The sequence below is a fragment of the Chrysiogenes arsenatis DSM 11915 genome (genome assembly GCF_000469585.1).
Lineage (GTDB): Bacteria > Chrysiogenota > Chrysiogenetes > Chrysiogenales > Chrysiogenaceae > Chrysiogenes > Chrysiogenes arsenatis.
The window spans coordinates 84,665-106,639 of sequence record NZ_AWNK01000005.1 but is presented as its reverse complement, the minus strand read 5'-3'; the positions used below and the strand labels follow the sequence as shown (position 1 = coordinate 106,639).

Annotated in this window: 25 protein-coding genes and 1 CRISPR repeat array; of the genes, 8 read left to right on the top strand and 17 right to left on the bottom strand. The window is 50.1% G+C overall.

What is annotated here, in order from left to right:
- Positions 1-88: 88 nt before the first annotated feature.
- From P304_RS0102840 to mtaB, 17 genes are all read right to left on the bottom strand, one after another.
- On the bottom strand, positions 89-505 hold the full coding sequence (locus P304_RS0102840) for a hypothetical protein (RefSeq protein ID WP_027389310.1): 417 nt from the start codon (positions 503-505) through the stop codon (positions 89-91).
- On the bottom strand, positions 495-620 hold the full coding sequence (locus P304_RS17445) for a hypothetical protein (RefSeq protein ID WP_269077594.1): 126 nt from the start codon (positions 618-620) through the stop codon (positions 495-497). The genes P304_RS0102840 and P304_RS17445 overlap by 11 nt, the downstream gene beginning before the upstream one ends.
- A 33-nt stretch (positions 621-653) precedes the next feature.
- Positions 654-1,121 carry a hypothetical protein gene (locus P304_RS0102830; RefSeq protein ID WP_027389309.1) on the bottom strand — a complete coding sequence of 156 codons (468 nt, stop codon included), beginning with the start codon at positions 1,119-1,121 and terminating at the stop codon, positions 654-656.
- Positions 1,105-1,398, bottom strand: a complete 294-nt coding sequence (locus tag P304_RS0102825) for a hypothetical protein (RefSeq protein WP_027389308.1) — start codon at positions 1,396-1,398, stop codon at positions 1,105-1,107. Before P304_RS0102825 ends, P304_RS0102830 begins: the two co-directional genes overlap by 17 nt.
- Positions 1,395-1,517, bottom strand: a complete 123-nt coding sequence (locus P304_RS17440) for a hypothetical protein (RefSeq protein ID WP_269077593.1) — start codon at positions 1,515-1,517, stop codon at positions 1,395-1,397. Before P304_RS17440 ends, P304_RS0102825 begins: the two co-directional genes overlap by 4 nt.
- A 10-nt stretch (positions 1,518-1,527) precedes the next feature.
- A CRISPR array of direct repeats spans positions 1,528-2,533; the repeat unit is 29 nt; unit sequence CGGTTCATCCCCGCGGATGCGGGGAACGT.
- A gap of 85 nt (positions 2,534-2,618) precedes the next feature.
- The gene (cas2e, locus tag P304_RS0102815) at positions 2,619-2,924 is read right to left on the bottom strand and encodes a type I-E CRISPR-associated endoribonuclease Cas2e (RefSeq protein ID WP_027389307.1); all 306 of its coding nucleotides are present in this window, start codon (positions 2,922-2,924) and stop codon (positions 2,619-2,621) included.
- Positions 2,905-3,825: a type I-E CRISPR-associated endonuclease Cas1e gene (gene cas1e, locus P304_RS0102810; protein ID WP_027389306.1), complete on the bottom strand. Its 921-nt coding sequence runs from the start codon at positions 3,823-3,825 to the stop codon at positions 2,905-2,907. The genes cas2e and cas1e overlap by 20 nt, the downstream gene beginning before the upstream one ends.
- Entirely contained in the window at positions 3,825-4,649 is an 825-nt protein-coding gene (locus tag P304_RS0102805) for a BRO-N domain-containing protein (RefSeq protein ID WP_027389305.1), read from the bottom strand. Before P304_RS0102805 ends, cas1e begins: the two co-directional genes overlap by 1 nt.
- Positions 4,639-5,340 carry a type I-E CRISPR-associated protein Cas5/CasD gene (gene cas5e, locus P304_RS0102800; RefSeq protein ID WP_027389304.1) on the bottom strand — a complete coding sequence of 234 codons (702 nt, stop codon included), beginning with the start codon at positions 5,338-5,340 and terminating at the stop codon, positions 4,639-4,641. The genes P304_RS0102805 and cas5e overlap by 11 nt, the downstream gene beginning before the upstream one ends.
- Positions 5,330-6,367 (bottom strand): type I-E CRISPR-associated protein Cas7/Cse4/CasC, encoded by a 1,038-nt coding sequence (gene cas7e, locus P304_RS0102795; protein ID WP_027389303.1) that lies wholly within the window; start codon positions 6,365-6,367, stop codon positions 5,330-5,332. The genes cas5e and cas7e overlap by 11 nt, the downstream gene beginning before the upstream one ends.
- Positions 6,368-6,385: 18 nt before the next feature.
- Entirely contained in the window at positions 6,386-7,045 is a 660-nt protein-coding gene (gene cas6e, locus P304_RS0102790) for a type I-E CRISPR-associated protein Cas6/Cse3/CasE (protein ID WP_027389302.1), read from the bottom strand.
- Positions 7,042-7,539, bottom strand: a complete 498-nt coding sequence (gene casB / locus P304_RS0102785) for a type I-E CRISPR-associated protein Cse2/CasB (protein ID WP_027389301.1) — start codon at positions 7,537-7,539, stop codon at positions 7,042-7,044. Before casB ends, cas6e begins: the two co-directional genes overlap by 4 nt.
- A complete protein-coding gene (casA, locus tag P304_RS0102780; protein WP_027389300.1) occupies positions 7,532-9,106 on the bottom strand; it encodes a type I-E CRISPR-associated protein Cse1/CasA in 1,575 nt (524 codons plus the stop codon). Before casA ends, casB begins: the two co-directional genes overlap by 8 nt.
- Positions 9,103-11,658, bottom strand: coding sequence for a CRISPR-associated helicase/endonuclease Cas3 (locus P304_RS13700; protein ID WP_051321349.1), 2,556 nt, complete (start codon positions 11,656-11,658; stop codon positions 9,103-9,105). Before P304_RS13700 ends, casA begins: the two co-directional genes overlap by 4 nt.
- A 359-nt stretch (positions 11,659-12,017) precedes the next feature.
- Complete coding sequence (locus tag P304_RS0102765; RefSeq protein WP_027389299.1) at positions 12,018-12,539, bottom strand: 3'-5' exonuclease; 522 nt, start codon at positions 12,537-12,539, stop codon at positions 12,018-12,020.
- 73 nt (positions 12,540-12,612) lie between these two features.
- Positions 12,613-13,581, bottom strand: coding sequence for a helix-turn-helix transcriptional regulator (locus P304_RS0102760; protein ID WP_027389298.1), 969 nt, complete (start codon positions 13,579-13,581; stop codon positions 12,613-12,615).
- Positions 13,582-13,605: 24 nt separating this feature from the next.
- Positions 13,606-14,877, bottom strand: coding sequence for a tRNA (N(6)-L-threonylcarbamoyladenosine(37)-C(2))-methylthiotransferase MtaB (gene mtaB / locus P304_RS13695; RefSeq protein ID WP_051321348.1), 1,272 nt, complete (start codon positions 14,875-14,877; stop codon positions 13,606-13,608).
- 116 nt (positions 14,878-14,993) lie between these two features.
- Here mtaB and bamA point away from each other — a divergent pair, with 116 nt between their 5' ends.
- Genes bamA through P304_RS0102715 form a run of 8 tightly spaced genes read left to right on the top strand, consistent with a single transcriptional unit; the run spans position 14,994 to position 21,973 of the window.
- Entirely contained in the window at positions 14,994-17,246 is a 2,253-nt protein-coding gene (gene bamA / locus P304_RS0102750) for an outer membrane protein assembly factor BamA (protein WP_027389297.1), read from the top strand.
- Positions 17,247-17,278: 32 nt separating this feature from the next.
- Positions 17,279-17,827 carry an OmpH/Skp family outer membrane protein gene (locus P304_RS0102745; RefSeq protein WP_027389296.1) on the top strand — a complete coding sequence of 183 codons (549 nt, stop codon included), beginning with the start codon at positions 17,279-17,281 and terminating at the stop codon, positions 17,825-17,827.
- Positions 17,824-18,840 carry a UDP-3-O-(3-hydroxymyristoyl)glucosamine N-acyltransferase gene (lpxD, locus tag P304_RS0102740; RefSeq protein WP_027389295.1) on the top strand — a complete coding sequence of 339 codons (1,017 nt, stop codon included), beginning with the start codon at positions 17,824-17,826 and terminating at the stop codon, positions 18,838-18,840. Before P304_RS0102745 ends, lpxD begins: the two co-directional genes overlap by 4 nt.
- Positions 18,837-19,289: a 3-hydroxyacyl-ACP dehydratase FabZ gene (gene fabZ / locus P304_RS0102735; RefSeq protein ID WP_027389294.1), complete on the top strand. Its 453-nt coding sequence runs from the start codon at positions 18,837-18,839 to the stop codon at positions 19,287-19,289. Before lpxD ends, fabZ begins: the two co-directional genes overlap by 4 nt.
- A 2-nt stretch (positions 19,290-19,291) precedes the next feature.
- Positions 19,292-20,077 (top strand): acyl-ACP--UDP-N-acetylglucosamine O-acyltransferase, encoded by a 786-nt coding sequence (gene lpxA, locus P304_RS0102730; RefSeq protein WP_034763867.1) that lies wholly within the window; start codon positions 19,292-19,294, stop codon positions 20,075-20,077.
- Positions 20,059-20,865 (top strand): LpxI family protein, encoded by an 807-nt coding sequence (locus P304_RS0102725; RefSeq protein WP_027389292.1) that lies wholly within the window; start codon positions 20,059-20,061, stop codon positions 20,863-20,865. The genes lpxA and P304_RS0102725 overlap by 19 nt, the downstream gene beginning before the upstream one ends.
- Positions 20,862-21,083 (top strand): exodeoxyribonuclease VII small subunit, encoded by a 222-nt coding sequence (xseB, locus tag P304_RS0102720; protein WP_027389291.1) that lies wholly within the window; start codon positions 20,862-20,864, stop codon positions 21,081-21,083. The genes P304_RS0102725 and xseB overlap by 4 nt, the downstream gene beginning before the upstream one ends.
- On the top strand, positions 21,083-21,973 hold the full coding sequence (locus P304_RS0102715; protein ID WP_027389290.1) for a polyprenyl synthetase family protein: 891 nt from the start codon (positions 21,083-21,085) through the stop codon (positions 21,971-21,973). Before xseB ends, P304_RS0102715 begins: the two co-directional genes overlap by 1 nt.
- The last annotated feature ends 2 nt before the right edge of the window (positions 21,974-21,975 follow it).

The following is a 21,975-nucleotide window of genomic DNA, read 5'->3' as shown; positions in this document are numbered from 1 at the left end:
TGAAAGCGACTCGACAGAGGGTGGGTACAAATCGTACCCACCCATATCTATAATTGAAGCAGGGCACAATCTGTACCCTGCTTCTAAATCACCTGCGTTCGGCATCAACCCCTAACCGTTTCTCGACATATTCAATGCGCCACACCTTTCCACGGTCATCTGTCAGTTCAACGATGAAAGTTGACATGCCAATCGACGGCCAAACGCCTTCAATATAGGTATCTATCCCAAAGTGCGCCGATAATTTTGCTGCCACCACAGCGCCAGGCGATGCCAGTCGCCTGATATTTCGGAGGAGCAAATCGCGACACATACCAGCAAGGATGCGATTTCGTTCAATATCGAACACCGTTGGTTCAATTCGTAACTCCAAGAGATCAATCGTTACTGCCCGAATTTGGTGATGAAGTGCCAGCCAAGCGTAGTGCAGAGCAGAGCCAGCAAACATATTGGCAAGCCCACTGGCAAAACTTTTGATGTATCGGCGGTTGAGGTTATTTGACATGTGGAATATCTCTCCATGTTGCCCGTGTATGAGCGGGGCGCAAGTTGCCGCCAATATTGTCAAGCTGGCGCAGGAGATCTTTCACTTCTTCGGTATTGACTTCAACGCGGAGCATACTTATCCTTTCTGTATCAAGTGCGGGGGTTTCCTACGTGGTAAAGGTTCGTATCCGGGCATAGCACCCGTGAACTATTATCTCGGTTCGATTCCGGGCACCGCACTTGCTTATTTTTTCCAGAGCACCGAATAACATTGACCGATCGGTTAGTGGTCTGGCGTCAACCTCATCTACACTACGCACGACAGTCGTCACGTATTTCACCTTCGCCTTTTCTGTCCCTGTCATTGCACTATACTCAAACGGTTCATCCCCGCGGATGCGGGGAACGTCGGAACACAAGAAAAAAGCCGTCAAGGAAGTGCGGTTCATCCCCGCGGATGCGGGGAACGTCGCCCCGCCCCACGGGTCGCGGCTTTCGTGGAAGCCGAGGCGGATGTTGTCGGCAATGGTGGTGCCGATCTCGGCTAGTAGCACTTGTGGTTCGAGTTTCTTTTCGGCAGCGCTAAGTCCGTCAATTGCTTCGCGCAAGCCTTCTACTTCAATTTTCCATGCCACGGGTTAGCTCCTTTACCCATTCGTCAGTAACGACGTCGTTGATGGCTCCAAGCGCCCCTTCGGGGTATTTCATATCCTCGGGGATGAGCGGCCCGTATTTCGCCGCTTCCTCGTGTTCGTCGCGCAGTTCAAGCAGCGACCAGATATCGGCGTATTTGCTGTCGTCTGCTTCGTACTGTTCTGCGGTAAACATCGGCTCATCTCTTGAATAGCTCCACAGCCCAAGTTCTAGCAATTCATCTTTGCTCGGATTAAGATCATAGAGAGTATTGATCACAGCACACCCCCTTGCAGCGCTTCGATAAACTCCGTCGGCTTGTTGTCTATCAGGCCAAGCATCTTTTTCACCTTCTCAATATCGCCCTTTCCGGCGTGTCCGACAATGATTTTCGCCACGTCGTCAATAGCGGTTCATCCCCGCGGATGCGGGGAACGTGACGGTAGGGAATACGCGACTGGCAACGCTCTCGGTTCATCCCCGCGGATGCGGGGAACGTGGGGAGCGACTGCTGCAATTTGTAAAGGAAGCCGGTTCATCCCCGCGGATGCGGGGAACGTGTGCCATCTGTGCATTCACGACAAAAAAGGAGCGGTTCATCCCCGCGGATGCGGGGAACGTATACTCCAGTTCAGATCGGGCGAGCTGTAACACGGTTCATCCCCGCGGATGCGGGGAACGTACCGACGAAACCATACGCGTTGCCCTGCGGCACGGTTCATCCCCGCGGATGCGGGGAACGTGCGCACATCATTGATATATCCCAGTACGGTATCGGTTCATCCCCGCGGATGCGGGGAACGTAGGATGCACTCAGGCACGGCTACGGAGCAATCCGGTTCATCCCCGCGGATGCGGGGAACGTGCTACCTCCGGCATTCGCCCAGCTTTCAATCTCGGTTCATCCCCGCGGATGCGGGGAACGTATGCAAAAGATCAAGCGCCACCATATCGAGGACGGTTCATCCCCGCGGATGCGGGGAACGTCCTGATACCACTCAGGCAGATATTCAGGGAATCGGTTCATCCCCGCGGATGCGGGGAACGTAAATGATTGATAAAGTGCAAACACGTTCCGATCGGTTCATCCCCGCGGATGCGGGGAACGTTAAGAGCACCCTTGAGGAATGCAACTGCTTTGCGGTTCATCCCCGCGGATGCGGGGAACGTCCCCTCGGATTCTTTTAGGCTGCTTGTTAATCCGGTTCATCCCCGCGGATGCGGGGAACGTTGAATATCGCGTCGCTGCACCCAACCGTGCTGCGGTTCATCCCCGCGGATGCGGGGAACGTGCCAATTCAACAGAACATCAAAATTAACAAGGAGGTTCATCCCCGCGGATGCGGGGAACGTGGCATCTTTTCCTGATTCAAGAATGCCTTTACCGGTTCATCCCCGCGGATGCGGGGAACGTACTAAAAATATCTACATTATCTACAGTGTGTTACGGCCACAAGAAAACCTACCAAGAATAACGCTGTTTGCTTTTTCGCTAATCATCATTCATCTCTCGCAGATTCGCTGGATGTTTCAGGCATGAACGATACCAATTTTACCCCATCAAATTCAACAGGTATTCGACGATTTGTGCCGCACGTTTCAAAGTCAAAACCTGCTTCGGTATTTGTGCTCCACGCCATTATAGCATTTCCTGATTCAATACCTTTTTCGACGGTTTCCCACAGCATTTCTCGGGTTCGGCGCGATACTTTGCCAACGTACACTCCCGCCCGAATTTCTAATAGCCAGATGGCGAGTCTGCCACGCAAGCGTGGTGGGGCGTTTTCAACCACGATGACCAGCATCGCCTATTCCTTCCTTGTTTGGAATTGCTACGTCGATGGCTTCTTCATGTGCTTTTGGGCGTTCAAGTTCGCCGGCAGCTAAAATCTGTTCAATGGTCGGAATGATTCGGTGCAGGATGCGCGTTTGTCGGAAGGCGTCGCGGCATGCTAGCCGGACATCACGCTCTGGGTTGCGTGGTTTCTTTGCTGCGATGCGAAATGCGACGGGAACAACGGTTTCAAATTTGAAAATATCAGCGATGTCATACACGAATGACTGTGGTTTGCCGGTGTGAATAAATCCAACAGCTGGCGCGTAGCCCGCGGCGAGTATGGCTGCTTCGCTGATGCCATACAGGCAGGCGGTTGCCGAGCTGAGGCAACGATTGGGGATATCGCCACTTTCCCACTCGGAGTAGTCATAATTGCGGTGCTTCCACTGTACGCCGTATTGTTTGGCGAGTAGTTCGTATAGCTTGCGAACACGAACGCCTTCGATTCCCCTGAGTTGTTCAACACTTCGCTTTTCTGGTGGCTTTTCGCCAAAGCGAACTTCGTACATTTTACGAACAACTTTCAACCTAGCTGCGTCATCCAGTGCGAGTTTTGCTTGATACAGAAGGCGGTCTGCGCGAGCACCACCGGGTTGCCCAGACGCGTACAGCCTTACTCCGGCTTCGCCCACCCAAAGGAGTAGGCACCCGATGCGCGATGCCAGATTGACGGCGGCATGAGAAACACGCGTGCCGGGCTCCAGCATGAGGCATGTGACACTTCCGACTGGAATATGAGTGCGGACGCCATTTTGATCCACAACCACAAAAGCGCCATCCAGCATATCGAGATTGCCGCGCTCTACGAACATAACGGATAGCCGGTCTTTGATGGGTGTTGGTTTCAGGGGAGGAAGATAGTCGTTCATTATTTCCCTTTCAGTCTTTTGACTCCTTCTGGTTCATTAATGAAGTTTTCTGTGGTGGAAATTGCGCTTTGCGTCTCTTTTTCAAGTTTTTTGCGTGCATCGCCAGCAATTTTACCTCCACGGCGCGCGGCGGTTCGGTTTTCTGTAAATCCTTGGGCATCTGTTTTACGGGTAATTTCCGTTGTGGCCGCTTCACCAAGCATGGAAAAGATCAGCTCCAGGTCGGTCATGTGGTCACGCAGATTTTCCCGATCAAGGCCCTTGTACTGTTTGTACTCGCTGGGAGTCATACCGAATGCAGCCTTACTGATTTCCGCAGTCAGAATGGCATACTCGGGTGATTCGCCAACATCACGACTTTTCCATTCCTCGGTCAGTTCCGCCCGAACAGCAATGCCGCGCATGCGCTTTTCAATCCAGGCATCGGAGTACCCTTTGGCTTTGTACAACTCGCGAGTACGGGCTGTTGCCAGCTCCGGGTCTTCTATCTCCTGCACTCGCTCATAGCCAACTTTAGCAAGCCAGCGCTTGAATGGCTCCGCCTTGGGGGAGGGTATAGATTGGATAATGCGGAAAATGCCTTCGGTGTTGGCGCAGTTTATACGCTGTTTTCCGCCTTCTGTTTCAAGCAAAAGGGGGGTGGCAATCTGCCCCCACCCTTTTGCTAACTCCTTATCTCTTCTCCGCATATCCTTTACGTAACCAGCTGCGTCTAGTGAATCAGTGAGTGCAAAAACAACATCTGTTATAGCAAACCACCACTCGTCATTATGCAGGGTGCGACGAATGTGTTTGTCTTTAAAGACGACAACTTTATCTGTCATAAGTCACCGAATCGGCATCTCCGATTTGGTGTATACAAACCCTGCGAGGTGAAAACTGCCGATTTTCACTGGCAAAGCTGACAGGAAGATCGGGCAGACTATCCTTCCCTTTACTGAAGTCCTCCACGTCTTCTTGGCGAGCGAATGCCGTAAGTGGAGCGTCACCAATCAGCAGTTGCAATGCGGCACTCTTCGTTTCGCATAAACCAGCATAGACAGGCGCACTGGGAATGCATGACTTGCGGCCAAGATATGTCCCCCAGACTGGATCATGCAAAGCTTCTGCAACCTCTGCAAGGTATTCACTTGCCCCTTCAATAATTACGCCAAATGCGGCGTCTGTAAGGTACTGACGGTGTGTTAATACGCAGTCACTGTTAATAGCTCCGCTCGCCCGGCGAGTATTCTGGACAGTGTGGTAATCCTCCAGACGACGAACGGGAAGAAACCTTTCCTTGAATTGCTTCCGGGGGATCGCGATGACAGTCATTTTAGTTACCTGAAACGCCTCCAAAAACGGTGCTTCCTCGCTACTGCCACGGGAGATACCACATGCCGCAGCGCATATTCCGGCAATGGCGCTTTTGGTAGGCATCAATCCAGTTCTGCGGCGATTATACTGGCTGTCCAAGCCCCATGATTGCATGGGGCCTTCGAGGCGCATAGCCAGAAAGCTGGTTTCAATGGACATGGCTTGTTACCTTTTCGATAAAGTCATGCAGCTTTACTTCAGGTATGGCAACCTCTGCAACAGCCTCCAGTCCCCAAGTATCCTTAAGTTTTGAATATTCATCCTGCAAAAGCTCAACCGACTTTGCTGCGTAGCCTTGTGACGTCCTGACAGGCGATTCAAAGGCATTAATCAACTGAATAGGATGCCCCTTCTCACGTACGACTCCCAATACATAGCAGGGAAGGGTGTTCCCGTTCATCGTGTTTTTTCTTGCGCCAGGGACGGCTTTAATGGTTGCCTCAATAAATGTAGCTACCACTTTCTTCCGCTCGTCAGCGCTTAATATCCCAAGGTGATCAGCGTCGGCAAGCATATCCAGGTTCAATGCCGCAAAACGATAGTATGTTGCGGAATTGAATTCCAGTGTACTGGTCATGCCTGCTCCTGACTCCTCTGCTGGCTGCAGGTCATCCACGGCGGAGAAGAAATCAATCTCATTGTCAACCTTGTGAGTTGAGAGGGCATGGGAAAACATACTTGCGGCTTCAACAGTAAGTGAGTGATCGCTAGCAACCATGCGGCCAAAAAGAGAGATATCTGCGGCATCACTCAAATGTTCTGGTTTGATCCCTTTGATTGCCTTTTTGGCATCCTTTTCTTCTGTAAATTTCCTTGCAATAGTCTCCAGTTCCAGAGGCGAAAGGAAATATAATGTCGTCGACTTTACTTTGTCTTTGCTTTTGGCATCCACCTTCACAAGGGCATCGACAATGCTCTTGGCTCCATCACTTGCTTCGTCAGCAGAAAGTCCAGCATCCTCCATGGCCTTTGCAAGTGGGGCATGCATTAAGCGAGTGCGTTCACCTTGAAAAAGGTCTGGGGCTATTTCTTTGGCCATTTCGCGAATTGCACGCTTCCAGGACTGACTGGAAACCCTGGCGCGTTGGGCACCGCCAAATACCGCTGTCTTCGGGGAGTTCAGGTCATCGCGATTCAGGCAGGAAACTGGGACCGATTGAATAATGTGTAATTCCAAATGCTTCATAATACTCTCCTTCGTAAATCAGTTCACAGGTTTCAGAAGCAGCAGACCAAAGCCGAACCCTTTTGCGCTGCCAATTCCTGCAGAGTAGGTTTGCTGAAATAATTCCCGGTTTGTCACTTCAAGTATTCCGCGAAACTGCACTCCACCATGATAGGCACTATGACTTTTCTTCCTGAAGTGACTTTCTGCCATTGGGCTGATATCCAGTGGCGCACTATCAAGTAAACGAAATCCGCCAGGTATTTCCTTTCCAGTTTTGGGGTCTCGGCAACGTGCGTCACCTTTTCTGGAAAGCCAGGATCGCAATTCCTCTGTGTCTACGATGGGGATACGTTTTCCTCGAATACGATTTCCCTCAGCATCACGCTGAACCACGTTTTTCACAGGGTTTGCCCGAACATCAAAATAATAGCGATGGTGATGTAAAAACCCGGGAGCAATCTCTTTCAGAAAAAAATTTTCTTGCGGACACCACTCGGGAAGCTGCGGTTTTCTGGCAGAAAGCAGCCAGACTCTAAATTTTCCCTCCAAAGCATCCAGGCGAGTGAGAAAATCACGAGCTGCATTCTCATCACTCGGAAAACACTGCCACACTCCTTTATGCCAGGAGTAGCTGTCAAAAAAGCGATACCTGCGAGCTGTTCCGGCATCTATTTCCATTTGAGTGAGCCATTTCATGCGCCCTCCTCCAATGGTTCTGCTCCGGGTGCCCAGAATTCGCGTGCCCATTCATTTTGCACCCGTTGGCGCTTATGGGGCCATTCGCGCAGGTCATACAAAAGTCGCTCATAATTGATAGCCACTCCCTGAGATTTTGCCAGCATCAGTATGCGCAAAACCCGGCTATTCAGCTCTTCACCGCTCTCTGCAGTAATAAGCAGCTGAAATCGACGTTCGGTAGGTGTCAATTTGCTGTCTTCCCCCCGCCGTTCATCCCGCGAGCGCTCAATGGACCGACATGCTGTACCAAGATTTCCAGTAGAGGTTTCTTCGGGATACATGGCATATAAGCCGGCAATAAACGCTGCAACCTCGTCATCGACTGGAATTCCAAGCCGATTCAGTGCAGGCCAGGCTCGGTGTCGCTTATTCGGTGTCAGGATACAGCGCAAATTTGCCATGATTCCCCGGTCATTCTTACGCTCCTGAAGCCGTTTCAGTAAACTACTCATCGCTCACTCCTTCCTCTTCCTGGTTCACTGTTTGCGCACTTGCCTTTTGGCCAGTAAGTTTTTGCCAGCCCTTGGCAAAGGCACGAATCTGTCTCGGTGTTTCCTGCCCACAAGCAGTGCGGTATGCATCACAAGCTGAATAGAACAGCATTTTTCTCCATTTCTCCCTCGTCTCATCAACGTGGTCGCCTCCGATAGACTGAACGTGCTCCATAAGGTAACCAAGATTCTTTTCTATTGCTGTCCAATAGTGCGTTGTCGCTTTTGAGTAAAGCTTCGATCTGAGTTCACCCGAACTTGCTCCGGCATTTTTTAAGCGCCCTTCCCAGCCACCATCATGTTCCATTCTATACGTCTCTACTGCCCAGCCAAGACGCGATGCAAGCTGCTCCGCCGACTTCACTTCCTTCTCATACGTACTCACTCCCACTGCCGTAGAGAGTCTGCCGGGAACATGAAAGACAGATTCAACAGTATCAACGACTGTTGCCTGATTACGAGCCAATGCCGAAACCGTAACATCACATTCATCTTCTGCGCTTAGGTTAAGCAGTGTAAGGGGGCCACCAGCCTCACCTGCTTTGCGCTTTACCATAAGAGCACCAAGCTCTCGCCACAGCTGCCGCGAGGGACGAAAAGACAACAAGGCTCGCTCTTCTTTTTTGTTTTTCATCTTCACAATCTCTGCTGCAGAGGGTTCCGCAGAAAACCCTTCCGCGTAATTCGGATAGGCCAAGCCTTCACCAAACAAAAGATGATTACCGCCAGGGTGGAGAAGGAGAAAACGCGAAAGAGGCATCAAACGTCCGGAAAAGCTCTTTGTTGCGTTATCAATCGACAGTTGATTATCCCATGAATCTGGCATGCTTTCCCATACAGGGCGGCCAACCTTATGCCCATAACATTTTCCAATATCATCGTGAGTTATCAGGTTAAGGTAAACTGTTTCAAAAAGGGTTTTTCCCCGTAAAAACGCATGTATCATGGATGCAGGCACACATGGCGCATCACGGGCTGTTTTTGCTGTTTGTTTTCCATCCCAGTAAATTTGCGAGCTGAGTCCTCCCGTTGAGAAACATAAAAAAGTAATCATTGACAGTATTGTGCTCTCAATCGGAAAAACACGGGTTTCGCACATCCCACCATGATCATTTAACGTACTGTTGTTTCCAGTTGCACATGTAAAATTCAGCTTTGACACCGAAGTCCATCCAGTCAAGTCATCAGTGGGAGTACTCTGGTCGGGGAACCTTGAGATATTTGCTATTTGCAGCCACGGTTTTTCTGGATGAAACAGGTCAAAGAAATCCTGCCATTGCTTGAGATACGCACCCGTTGCGGCAGCAATCTGATGTGGCACCTGCTCCCATTCATCAAGGTCTTTGGGCCCGTTCAACGCAGCATGAGCAACGCACAAGAGTAAACGCATCAGTGCAACCCGCTCATGGGGACGTACGGCAAAATCAGCGTACTGTTCCCCCTCGGCAAAAACATCATGGATGCTGGCAAAATTACGCTCTCCGCAGTGGTTGATTACCGGTATCCAAGGGTCAAATGCGACATTCATGTCCCCTCCTTTGCATGTTGTTTCTTTATGTACAATCCCAGGGTATCACTATAGAAAAGTTCTATATTCCCTTTTACGCCTTTACAGGAGATTGAGTTGTCTTCATGCACTATGGCAACAGCATGTCTTTCGTGCAGGTACGGGACAAATTTCGCGCAGGGAGTCTCCTTCACATGGTAATCGGCTACCTTGACAAGGTTCCTGTGAATGGCTTTTGCCATAGGAAAATTAAAGTCAGGGGAAAATGTCAGGGAAGTCCCATCCAGGAAGGTGACACTCTTGTCATCAAGATGACGGCAAAGAACCACGGGAATCGTGTCGATTTCACTGATTCTGGTCTGCACGCCTTCCTGGTCGTCAAGCGCAAGTTGCCAGATATTGCTGTTTCTCTTTGCATGCATTTCCTTGGCAGAATCGCTGGCAAACCAATTATCAGAAAGCTCCTGCCATGAAGCTGGTTCACCCTCAAGTTCTGCGTATGTGCTCTCAATCAGCCATCGAATCTGGGATGGGATTTCGACACTTTGAAGCTTCTTCCAAAGCTCTAGCGTCCGCAAAAGGATGTAAGGTGCATAAACTTTGGCCTTATTGCCAAGTGCGTTAACAATTTCCTTCGGTGGCATTACGCGAAGCTCTTCAAGAGTTGCTGTCTCGTCAATGATGCAGACTTTCGGTCCTATTGCCTCTGCTGGCCGATTACCTCTTGGGTGTCGCCATAAACGCCCAAGTCGCTGAAGCAACATATCGGTAGGGGCAAGCTCGGTTACCAGCAAGTCAGCATCAAGATCAACGCTTTGCTCGACTATTTGGGTTGAAACCAAAATGCACCCACAGCGGTTGTCTTCACCCTTACCGAGACGTTCCATCCAGAGTTCCTCAAGATTCTCACGACGCCAATAGGGGAAACGGGAGTGGAGCAAGCCAACCGGAAAATCATTTTTCACGTGTTCGCAAATCTTGCCATATTGACTTTGGGCTGATTCTACGGTGTTGCAAATCCACAAAACCGTCCCACCAGCATACGCAATGACAAGAGCCTGCTCCATGCCCGACTGATTGCTTGTAAATTCAACATTGACTGTTCGTGAAGGTGGCGGAAGGGTTGCCACGGGTGAAATACTGCCAGAACGGTTTCTGCCAGAAATCAGGGGATAGGGAGCATTATGGGCATCTGAGCCTCCTGTTGTGAGAAGCAATTGAGAACGCCGCTTCCCGGACAATGTTGCGGAAAGAATAATGACGGTACATCCAAGACGTTCCAGGGTTGAGACCAGCACATCGATCAAGGTTCCCGTGTAGAGGTCATAGGAGTGAACTTCATCCAACACCACTACTTTGCCCGCAAGAGCAAAATAGCGGACAAAAAAGTGTTTTGCTGCTACGACGGCAAGAAGAGCCTGGTCAATGGTCCCCACACCAAAGCTTGCCAGCAGCGAACGTTTCGTTGAAGCAAACCAGTCATGTCCACTGCGAGCATCTTCCGCGTGCTGGCCTTTAACACCGGTCGCAGCCGGAACAAACTCAACTTCACTCTGCATGAGCCATGATTGCCCATGTATCAAGCGACTTGATCCCTCATGGGGAGCTATTTTACTGAGAAATTCATTGATGCGCAGATGAATGCGGTTACTGGTTGCCTGGGTTGGCAAAGCAAAGTACAGTCCGTTGGCTTTACCACAGGCCAACAGTTGATATGCCGCGCCAAGTGCTGCTTCTGTTTTTCCCATGCCCATGGGTGCCTCAATAACATAGACACCTGGCTCTGCAATGGCTTCAATTGCTCTTTCCTGCATTTCATTCGGGGAGAAACCAAATATTTCGGAAAACGACAGCCCACCTTGAATTTTGGCCGGAATAAAGGAGATAGCAGATAAGGCTTCACTGGCTTTGGGGCCTGAATCAAATAACTCTTTCTCTTTTTCAGTTGGAAAAAAACGTTTATCAGAGCCAATCCAGTCGGAAACCGTCGTTAAACCAGCGAGCCACCAAGTGGCGACACTGTCACCATCGAAAGACTCCAAACCGGAAACATCTTTAATATGGAAATCTGCTAAAATTTTCTCTGCACAGCGCTGCCTCTCACCTTTCCAGTCAATTCCGATGCCATCATTTTCAGCCAGTGGAATACTTCGTCCACTCGGTTGTTGCTTTATCCTCCCATGATGGGCACCAAGAGCAGCTGCTATATATGATGCGTTTCGCCTCGGCAATCCAAGCGTAACCAGAAAATCCTGAAGAGCACCCTGAGAAACCTTACCGTGATCTGATTCGGTCTCACTTTGCCAGGAATGCTTGCGCCCAATATCCACTAAACTGTTCTCTATAAGCCAGCCTTCACATTTACACTGGAAGCCAGGAGTTATTTTACCGATGTCATGGAGCGCTGCCAGTGCCCCTGCTTGACAAGGGCTTATGCCAAAACGCTCCAGCAGGTTTGGCGAGGCATTCGCTAGGCACCGGGCAACACCACCAACGTTGAGCATGTGCTGGTGCACTGACACACCCGGTAAGTCATCTTCAGTAGTTTTCGCCCAGAAATAATGTAATCGCATTACCTTTTCCACACAGAGATTAAACCCACGCATACACCAGCTAAGGCAACTATAAGTGCGAGTGCTACCAAACCACTCGCGCTTATATTGTTTGCTGAACGAACCAATGAATCAATATGATCAAAATTCATAGGCACTTCCTTTCGTTTTTCACGACAATAGGGTGCCTGTATAAAATTGTCAAGGTATAGTCTCGTATGAGAAAATGCCGTGTATGTGTTATTGACTCATACTCAAGTTAGTGTAATATGCAAACGATCCCTGCGTAGCAGGGATGAACCAGTATATTCTCGAATGAGAGCACATCTTGAAGTAACCTCCCCGCACACGCGGGGATAAAGCCGAGTAGCGCTCGGCTTTCATTTTTCCCTCCTCATCTTTCCCCACACCATCGCGGTCAGCATGGCATCGCTCAGCGCGCGGTGGAGTTTGGTTTTTGGTGGTAATGTGCCGAGTACATGCCGTGCAAGGTGTTCGAGTGCATGGCTTCCTAGTTCGGGATATTTCTGGCGGCTGAGTTTCAGGGTGCAGTGGCAATAATTGGTAAAGGGTATTTTCAGGAGTTGGTATTCGTGGCGGATAAAGCGCATGTCAAATTGGGCGTTATGGGCGATGAGTGTGTGATTTTCGATGAAGTCGGCAAACTGTTGCCATGCTTGCGGTGGTGTTGGTTGTCCGTGCAGCATGGCGTTCGTGATCCCGTGAACGTTTGTCACGGTTTGGGGGATGCGAACGCCGGGGTTGATGAATGTGCTGAATGTTTCCACTATTTCTCCGTCTGTTCGCATTTTTACGGCGGCTACTTCTATAACTCGCGCGCCGTATGCGGGGGAAAGTCCTGTTGTTTCGACGTCTACGGCAATGATCAGGTTTTCAGGCACGCTTCCGCCTTTTTTACGTTGTCTGCGGGGTATATCGCATACTCACCCTGTCAAAATGTGGCAGGGCTCTGGGTTAACTAAATTTTTTGTGCATTTTTTCGACTTCGCGTTCAATTTCTATTTTCAGCGCTTCAGGCTCGATCACGTCCACGTCGGCTCCAAACGAGAGCACTCGCATTTTTATTTCGCGCAGGTCTGCGACGGGAATGGTTATTTCCACGCTGCCGTTGGGGTGATGGTGTGTGGTTTGGGCGGGGTGCCATTGTTGTTCGCGTATCCAGCGGCTCCGTTCTGGGGCAAAGTGCAGGGTCACGTGCTGGATGTTGTCGCCTTGAAAAAGGCCAAAGCTTTGGTTAATGCAGTGTTGGTATTCTGTTTCTGGTCGTGGTGAAAAGGTTTCCCGGGTTGGTGTAAGTTTGGTGATGCGGGCAAGGTGGAACTGCCGCCAGTCGTGTCGTGTGTGGCACCACGCTATCAGTACCCATGCACCGTGGTAGTAAAAAAGGTGGTGGGGTTCGATGGTGCGTTGTGTTTGGGTGTCGTCCTGTGGGGAGTGGTAGTTGATGGTGAGTAAGTGGTGGTTCAGGATGGCAAGGCAGATGTTATGAAAGGTGTCTGAGTCGCATGGGATGTGTTGGTCGCTGAGGGCGGAAAAGCTGCGTCGGATTTTATCGATGTCAAGGTGGCGGGCGCTGCTGTTGTAAAAGAGTTTGCTTTCAAAGGCGGCAAGTGCTTGGGCGCCGTAGCCGTCTGTGGCGCTCCCTAGCATGTTGCGGGCGATGAGCCAGCAAAGCAGTTCATCGTTGTTGAGCCACAGCGGCGGCAGGGTGTAACTGGTATTGGTGTAATGGTATCCGTTCTTTTTACGGCAGAATTCTATGGGGGCGCCGAGCCGGTCGCGCAGGGTTTCTATCCGCCTATGCGCGGTGCGTTCGGATATTTCAAATTGTTTCATGAGGGTGGTGGTGTTGGGGTAACGGTTTTGCGTGAGTTGTTCATGAAGCCAGAAATAGTCTTCAAACTCGCGTGACGATATGGTCATGCCCCCTCCCTTTTGGTTTGCACACTATGGCACAAATTCCCCCTGAAGTGGAGCGTTTTGCGTTGCTGGTGCGCAAAGTTTTACCCATGCGACTTTTTTGTGACTTTTATTGGATGGGACGACAACGCTGACGTAGTTATCGGTTTCGCCTTTGAGGTAACCGGTGTCGGCTTCAAAGATGACTTGTCGCACGGTGCCGATTTGTGACTGGTCAAAGGCGAGTTGTTGTTTATTGCTGTGGTCGCGCAGTATTTCGGCGCGTTCGGTGATGCTGGCGTGGCGCACGTGTCCGTCGAGTGTGGCGGCAACGGTGCCGGGGCGTGCGCTGAATGGGAAGACGTGCAGCATGTCTATGGGCAGGGTTTGCAGGGTGGCAAAGCTTTCGGCAAAGATGGCATCGTTTTCTCCGGGAAAGCCGGTGATGATGTCGCTGCCTATTTTAATGTTCGGGTCGATCTGTTTGATTTTTTCAAGAACGCTGGCGGCTTGCTGGGTTGTGTAGTGGCGGTTCATCCGTTCGAGGATGATGTTATGGGTGGATTGCAGCGGTATGTGTAGGTGTTTGCAGAGTTTGGGGTGCTGCAATAGCTCTATCAGGGGGGCATCGATTTCGGTGGGTTCGATGCTGGAAAGGCGCAGGCGGTTGAGGGTGGGGATTTCAAGGAGCAGGCTGACGAGTTCGGCAAGTGTTGGTGTGCCGGGGAGGTCTTTGCCATAGGTGCCGATATGGACGCCGCTGAGGATGATTTCGGGAAATTGTTCGGCTATTTCGGTGGCTTTTTCGTGGATCTGGCGCAGGGGGATGGAACGGCTGGGGCCACGGGCGATGGTGACAAGGCAGTAGCTACAGGTGTTGTCGCAGCCGTCTTGTATTTTCAGGTTGACCCGTTCATTGCCACTGGCATGGACGGCGAGTTTCAGCCTGCTTGGTGTGCGCAGGGTGGTAACTTGGTCGCGCTGATTGCTCAGGATAACTTCGGCGATGCGGTTTTTTTCGTCGTTGCCAAGGATGTAGTCGATTTCTGGCATTTGCAGGAGTTTTTCGCGCGCGACTTGCGGCATGCAGCCGATCAGTGCGATTTTGGCTGCGGGGTTTTTGTGGCGCATTTGCCGGACGTATTGCAGGGTTTTGTTGTCGGCACGGGCGGTGACGGTGCAGCTGTTGACGATGATGAGGTCGGCATTTTCGGGGGTGTCGGCAGGGGTAAGGTGATGTGCGGCGAGTTCTTCGGCCATCATGCGCGATTCAAACTGGTTCAGGCGACAGCCAAGGGTTTTGAGGTAGAAGCTTTTCACGCTATTTTTTCTCCAATCCATTTCTTTGTGATTCTGGTTTTTGCGTTGCTATCTGCTGGTTTACACTGCTTGTGAGAAGTGCTATAAACGGTGCACTTTGCTGGGTGGAGGAATGAGTGCACGACGTTAAAAAGAAATCCCTCTGTGTTCTGGCGGCGCTGGCGATAGCGGCAGGGTCGGCATCGGCGGCGACAATTGATGCGATTGAATTTCAGGGGCTCACTTCGATGAGCCGTCAGGCTTTTCTCGATAAAATCTCTTCTCGTGAGCTTCAGGAGTTTAATCCAGAAGCGCTTTCTCAGGATATTAAGTCTTTGTATTCTTTAGGATATTTTGACGATATTACGGTAAAAGCCGAAGTCATTAACGGCAAATTTACGTTGGTTTTCCAATTTGTTGAGCGGCCAAAAATAGCAAGCTTCGCGGTTGAGGGCAACGATCTTCTGACAACGGATAAGATTAACGAAGTGATTGTGGTCAAGCCGGGGACGATTTATAGTCCAGATGAGGTTACTCGTATCCGCGCAACTCTGCGTCAGATGTACGACGACAAAGGTGTGCAGGATGTGGTGATTACGGAGCAGTCTACGTTTGACGAGCGTTCGCGGAGTTACCACTTGGTGATGAAGGTGGAAGAGGGGAAAAAGGCTTGGATCGAAGATGTCGTTTTTGATGGTGCTACGGCGTTTAAGCGGAGTGCTTTTTATAAGGTAATGGAGTTGCGTGAAAAGCGGTGGTATTCGTGGATCACTGATCGTGGGATTTTTGCCAAAAATAAGGCGGAAATTGATGCGAAGCGGATTGAGCAGCTCTACTTTGATCATGGTTACTTGGAAGTTTCGGTACAAAAGCCCGTTTTTGAGCTACAGGAAAATGGTAATTATATTGTCCGGTATGTGATCAACGAAGGGCCGCAGTATACGGTTACGACGATTGGCTTTCGTGGCGTAGGGGACTTGGCGGATGAAGGGAAGCTTCGTGCGGCGGTGCCTCAGGCAGAGGGCGAAATTTTTAGTTCGGCGAAGGTGACGAAGGGGATAGAAAATCTCACGCGTTTGTTTGCCGATCTTGGGTATGCCGATGCGTATGTCCGTCCGGTGGATGATATCAATCAGGCTCGTCGCGAAGTGGCGCTGGTGTTTGATGTCAGAACGGGCGATCCGTACACGATCGGTGTGGTGAGTGTTACGGGGAACGAAAAGACGCGCGATAAGGTTATTCGCCGTCAGATGCGTTTATTGGAAGGGAGTCAGTACAGTGCTTCCGCTATCGACCGTTCCAAGCGTGACTTAACGAATCTAAACTTTTTTGAAGATGTCCGGATACTGGAGCGCAAGGGTGCGCCGCAAGAGATGGATGTAACGGTTGATGTTACCGAAAAGCCAACAGGGCTTTTTTCTATTGGCGCGGGGTATAGTTCCGTCGATCACTTGGTGGGTACGCTGAGTGTGACACAGGGGAATTTGTTTGGACGTGGCCAGTATATCAAGGCGAATGTCGAAGCGGGGAGCAAGAAAGCACTCTATTCGGTGACGTTTGCCGATCCTTTCATTTTTGATAGTAAAGTAAGTTTTTCAACCTCGATTTATAATCAAGTCCGTGAATACGATTACTATGATGATGAGCGCTGGGGTGTTTCCTTTAACTTTGGTCGTCATCTTTTTGAAGAAGTTCGCGGGAGTATTGGCTACAAATTTGAAGAAATCAATATTACCGAAATAGATTATGATCGTCTTGCGTACTATTCATATATCGAAGGGAAATCGACAACCAGCGCGATTACCCCTTCTTTAAGCCGCAATACGTTTGATAATTATATGGTGCCGACCAAAGGGAATCGCTCACAGGTGTATTTAGAGTGGGCGGGGGATCCTATCGGTGGCGACAATAATTGGTACAAAGCTGGGGTGCTGCATACTACGTACTATCCACTGATAAAGAAATTTGTCGGCGCGGTAAATGTTGAAATGCGCACTCTTGATGCTCATTCGGGTGCAGCAGAAGTGCCGGAATACGAGCGGCTGTACTTGGGCGGAATCAATTCGCTCCGTGGGTATCGTTATGACGAAGTGGGGCCACGAAACGCTATTGGCAAGGCTACTGGCGGGTATTCGAGCACGCTGGCGAATTTTGAACTGCTCTATCCTGTGAATGAAGATGGAACACTCCGTTTAGTGGCTTTTTATGATGTGGGAACATTAAGTGAAGATCCTACACCGCAGTTCGATGGTGTAAAGTCCAGTTATGGTGGCGGGGTGCGTTGGGTAAGTCCGATGGGGCCTTTACGCCTTGAGTGGGGGAAAAAGATTTCTCCTGAGCCGGGGACGGCGACTTCTCGTTGGGACTTTACTATTGGTTCAATGTTTTAATCATAAAATTTAACTCTGTCGGAGGATATTGTATGAAGATTGCGAAATCGCTTTTGTGTGCTGCGGCACTCACTACTTTAGTTGCGAATATGGCTCCGGCTCAGGCAAGTAATAATTGCCAATTGGGTTTTGTGGATGTACAGCGTGCGATTGATATTTCGAAATCAGGGAAGTTTGCGGTACAAAAGGTTCGTCAGGATTTTGAAGAGAAGCGTCAACTGATTGAGCAGCGCAAGCGAGATCTTGCCAAGATGAAGGAAACGCTCGACCGCGTCAACCCTACGCAGAGCGAGCAAGAGCGTCAGCGGATGCAAGATGATTATAATCGTCAAGTTCGCGATCTCAAACAGTTTATTGAAAACTCGAATGTCGAATTGGAAAATCAGGAACGGGCGTACACGAATCAGATTATTACTGAACTCAGTACGTTGATTCAGGATTATGGTCAGAAAAATAACTACTGCTTTATCTATGAATTAAAAACCAGTGGCATTATTTATGGTGCCAAAGATCGCGATATGACTGACACGATTGTCAATATGTATGATGAGATGAAAGCGAAAGAAGGTTTGGGTCGGTGAAATCTACCCTGATCGAGTTAGCACATTATGTCGGTGGTGTGCTGCATGGTGACGATGCGCCTATTTCTGGTGTTCGGGAGATTCAGCATGCAGTGCAGGGCGACTTAGCGTTCATTTCCAATGCAAAATACCAAAAATATCTTACTTCAACGCATGCTTCCGGGGTGTTGGTGTCGCAGGTCGACCCGAATGCCGCGGTTTCGCAAATCGTGGTGCCGAATCCCTACTTCGCGTTTGCGCGCGCGCTGGGGCATTTTTTTCCGGCAGTTCATCCGCAAGCGTTGGCTCCGTCATGGGTGCACCCTGAGGCTGTTGTTGATCAAAGTGTCACGCTTCATGGTGCTTTTGTTGATGCCGGTGCCACTATTGGTGCGGGGAGCTATCTCTACCCAGGTGTGTATGTGGGGATGGGGGCGTCTGTCGGTGTGAATTGTGTGCTGTACCCGAACGTTTGTCTTGCTCATGGATGCTCGGTGGGCAATCGTGTCATTGTCCATGCGGGGGCGGTGATTGGTTCGGATGGTTTTGGTTATGCCACCAATGCCGGAGTGCACCATAAGATCCCTCAGGTAGGGGTTGTGGTGGTGGAAGATGATGTGGAAATCGGTGCGAATACAACGATAGATCGTGCGGCGTTGGGTACGACACGCATCGGTAATGGGTCGAAAATCGATAACTTGGTGCAGGTTGGGCATAATGTAACGCTGGGTCAAGGGTGTATTTTGGCGGCACATGTTGGTCTTTCGGGGTCGGTAACGCTTGGGAATTATGTGGTGATGGGTGGTCAGTCGGCGACGGCGGGGCATTTGACGATTACCGACCGAGTGATTATCGCTGGTCGCGGTGGCGCAACGCGCAACATTGATAAACCTGGAACCTACGCGGGATTTCCTCTAAAACCGCATAAAGAATGGCAAAAAGAGGTGGTGGAGTTGCGCAATCTAAGCGAGCTGCGTCGCCGTATTGCTGCCCTTGAGGCGCAGATAAACTCTTTGGTAAAGGACGATGAATGATGAATATAACCGAAATCATGCGCTACTTACCGCACCGCTACCCTTTCTTGCTGGTCGATAGAATTCTGGAGCTTGATGAGATGCATGTGCTGGCACGCAAAAACGTTACCATCAACGAACAGTTTTTTCAGGGGCATTTCCCTGGAGTTCCGATCATGCCTGGGGTTTTAATTATTGAAGCAATGGCGCAGGCGGGTGGTGTGTTGGCCATTAAAACACTCGAAAATGAAGGTGTCGATATTCGGGGCAAGCTTATCTACTTTATGACGATCGATAATGCTAAATTCCGCCGTCCGGTTGTGCCGGGTGACACCTTAACGTTTCGTATTACGATGGAGAATCGCAAACGCAATATTATGAAGCAGCGCGGCGAGGCGTACGTTGATGATGTGTTGGTGTGTGAAGCGGAATTTAAAGCAATGGTACAGGAAAGCCCCACGCAAGGATAACTATGAATATTCATTCAACTGCTATAGTCTCTCCGCAAGCAACGCTCGGTGATGTGGTTATCGGGCCGTATTGTGTTATTGGTGATCATGTAACTATCGGTGATGGTACGGTGTTGCACTCACACGTCGTCGTGAAAGGGCATACGACTATTGGTCGGGAAAACGAATTTTTCAGCTTCTCTTCGATTGGCGAAATTCCACAAGATTTGAAGTACCGCAATGAACCGACAACGCTGACTATTGGCAATAATAATAAAATCCGTGAGTTTGTTACGATGAATACCGGCACGGTTGGCGGTGGCGGGACGACGTCTCTGGGTGATAATAACCTGCTGATGGCCTATGTGCATGTTGCACACGATTGCCTGATTGGGAACGATAACGTGCTCGCCAATGGTGTGACGTTTGCTGGACATGTCATTGTTCATGACCGTACGGTGGTTGGTGGACTGTGCGCTATCCACCAATTTGTGACGCTTGGCGAAGGGTGTATGATCGGTGGTGGCTCGATGGTGGCACAGGATATTCTGCCGTTTATTATTGCGCAGGGTGATCGTGCTGGAGCCGTGACGATAAACACAGTAGGGCTGGAGCGCCGTGGTTATGATAAAAAGGAAATTGAGCTTGCAAAAAAAGGGTTTCGAATAATTTTCCGTTCTGGAAAGTCACGTGAAGAAGCGATAGAAGATTTATTGGCGCTTGATAACACATCCTATGTTATTCAGAAAATGGTTCACTTTTACCGTTCATCAGAAAGAGGGCTGGCTCGTTGCCGGAAAAAAGAGTAGGAATTATCTGCGGATTTGGCGATTTTCCTTCGATTGTGGTTCGTCAATATCAGAAAAATGGCTATCAGGTATTTGCCGTTGTTCTGGAGGGTGAAAATCATATTGGGGTAGCGGCGGACGCGAATGTGGCGCAGGTTGTTCCTATCGAAAAAGTGGGTCGTGTTATCCGCTTTTTTCGTTCGCATCACGTTGAAGAGCTGGTATTCGCAGGAAAAGTTCATAAAAAAGTGGCCTTTGGTAAAGCCATTACCGATTTTACCGCGCTCAGGTTGCTGGGAAAAATGGCCAATTATCGTGATGCAACGATGATGGAAGCGATTATCGCTTTTCTGGAGCAGGAAGGTTTTACGGTAGCAGCACAGACGCGATATTTAGAACCGTTTCTTGCGCCAGCCGGTGAAATCTGTGGTCGGGTGACGGAGGATATTCGCCATGAGATTGCCTATGGCTACCAAATGGCACGTATGATGGCCGATCACGAAATCGGTCAGACGGTTGTGGTGCGCAAAGGATCGGTCGTCGCTGTGGAAGCGCTGGAAGGAACCGATGCCACTATCGAGCGCGCTGGGACATTAGTTGCGGGTACCATAGTGGTGAAAGCGGAGCGCCCGAAACAGGATAACCGCTTTGATACGCCAGCGATTGGTATTACGACGGTGCAAAAGGCTATTGATGCGCGGTGCCGCGCGATTGGTGTGGAAGCAGGAAAGATTTTTTTATTGCAACGCCCTGAAATAGAGGCGTTGGCTCGTAAACATAAACTGGTACTGTATGGATATACTCCATGAAATTTGAGGACAAAATCGCGCGGCTGGAAGCGCTCTCTTTGCAAATGGAGCAGGGGGAAATTCCGCTTGAAGAATCGCTGACGCTGTACGAAGAAGGGATGCGTCTGCTGAACGAATGCGAAGCGCAGTTGCAGGACGCCCAAGGGAAAATTCAATTGATTAAAGATGGTCGCGCGCAAGCCTATACTCCACCACATACTTCAGATGAGGGGCGGTAATGGACATTTTTCGTCGGGTTTTGCAAAGGTATCTTCCGCACATAGACCAACGGCTGATGGAGTTGATCCCGGCTGATGATCTTCCCGAGGGGAACGTCCACCGTGCGATGCGCTATAGTGTCAGCGCTGGCGGAAAGCGGTTGCGCCCTTTTCTGACGATTATGGGTGGAAATGTTATTGGCGATTGTTCGCCGGAGGCACTACTTGACATCGGGTGTGCCGTCGAACTTATTCATACCTACAGTCTGATTCATGACGATCTTCCGGCATTGGACAATGACGACCTGCGTCGTGGGAAGCCGACGAACCACAAAGTGTTTGGCGAAGCGATGGCGATTTTGGCGGGCGATGGGTTGCTCAATCAGGCGTTTCAGGTGTTGACGCGTGTAGCATTGCCACCGGAACGACTCTTAGAAATTATCCGGATTATCGCCGATGGTGCTGGGACAACTGGTATGATCGGCGGTCAAGTAGTCGATATCGAATCCGAAGGGAAGCGGATTGGCGCTGATTTACTGCGCTACATGCATGAAATGAAGACGGGTAAGCTGATTCGTGCTGCGTTCCTTGCTGGCGCGGTGGCCGCTGGTGCGAGTGAAAGCGAACGGCTGCAACTCGATAGATATGCCTACAATATTGGCCTCGCGTTTCAGATTGCCGACGATATTCTTGATATTGAAGGCGATCCGATAAAGCTTGGGAAGCCAATTGGTTCAGATCAGCATAATGCAAAATCTACGTGGCCATCACTCTTAGGGTTGGAAGCTTCACGCCAAACCGCGCGCGCGTTGGTTGAAGAAGCGGTAGGAATTCTTGAAACATTCAAACCATCTGATAGTACGGCAGCCCTGCAAGGGTTAGCGCAGTACGTTATCAGCCGTGAGACCTAACG

Bases quoted from the DNA above. Each gene is read 5' to 3' on its own strand.
- P304_RS0102840 (WP_027389310.1), bottom strand. From the start codon at position 505: ATGTCAAATAACCTCAACCGCCGATACATCAAAAGTTTTGCCAGTGGG.
- P304_RS17445 (WP_269077594.1), bottom strand. From the start codon at position 620: ATGCTCCGCGTTGAAGTCAATACCGAAGAAGTGAAAGATCTCCTGCGC.
- cas2e (WP_027389307.1), bottom strand. From the start codon at position 2,924: ATGCTGGTCATCGTGGTTGAAAACGCCCCACCACGCTTGCGTGGCAGA.
- cas1e (WP_027389306.1), bottom strand. From the start codon at position 3,825: ATGAACGACTATCTTCCTCCCCTGAAACCAACACCCATCAAAGACCGG.
- P304_RS0102805 (WP_027389305.1), bottom strand. From the start codon at position 4,649: ATGACAGATAAAGTTGTCGTCTTTAAAGACAAACACATTCGTCGCACC.
- cas5e (WP_027389304.1), bottom strand. From the start codon at position 5,340: ATGTCCATTGAAACCAGCTTTCTGGCTATGCGCCTCGAAGGCCCCATG.
- cas7e (WP_027389303.1), bottom strand. From the start codon at position 6,367: ATGAAGCATTTGGAATTACACATTATTCAATCGGTCCCAGTTTCCTGC.
- cas6e (WP_027389302.1), bottom strand. From the start codon at position 7,045: ATGAAATGGCTCACTCAAATGGAAATAGATGCCGGAACAGCTCGCAGG.
- casB (WP_027389301.1), bottom strand. From the start codon at position 7,539: ATGAGTAGTTTACTGAAACGGCTTCAGGAGCGTAAGAATGACCGGGGA.
- casA (WP_027389300.1), bottom strand. From the start codon at position 9,106: ATGAATGTCGCATTTGACCCTTGGATACCGGTAATCAACCACTGCGGA.
- P304_RS13700 (WP_051321349.1), bottom strand. From the start codon at position 11,658: ATGCGATTACATTATTTCTGGGCGAAAACTACTGAAGATGACTTACCG.
- P304_RS0102760 (WP_027389298.1), bottom strand. From the start codon at position 13,581: ATGACCATATCGTCACGCGAGTTTGAAGACTATTTCTGGCTTCATGAA.
- P304_RS0102745 (WP_027389296.1), top strand. From the start codon at position 17,279: ATGAAGATTGCGAAATCGCTTTTGTGTGCTGCGGCACTCACTACTTTA.
- fabZ (WP_027389294.1), top strand. From the start codon at position 18,837: ATGATGAATATAACCGAAATCATGCGCTACTTACCGCACCGCTACCCT.
- lpxA (WP_034763867.1), top strand. From the start codon at position 19,292: ATGAATATTCATTCAACTGCTATAGTCTCTCCGCAAGCAACGCTCGGT.
- xseB (WP_027389291.1), top strand. From the start codon at position 20,862: ATGAAATTTGAGGACAAAATCGCGCGGCTGGAAGCGCTCTCTTTGCAA.
- P304_RS0102715 (WP_027389290.1), top strand. From the start codon at position 21,083: ATGGACATTTTTCGTCGGGTTTTGCAAAGGTATCTTCCGCACATAGAC.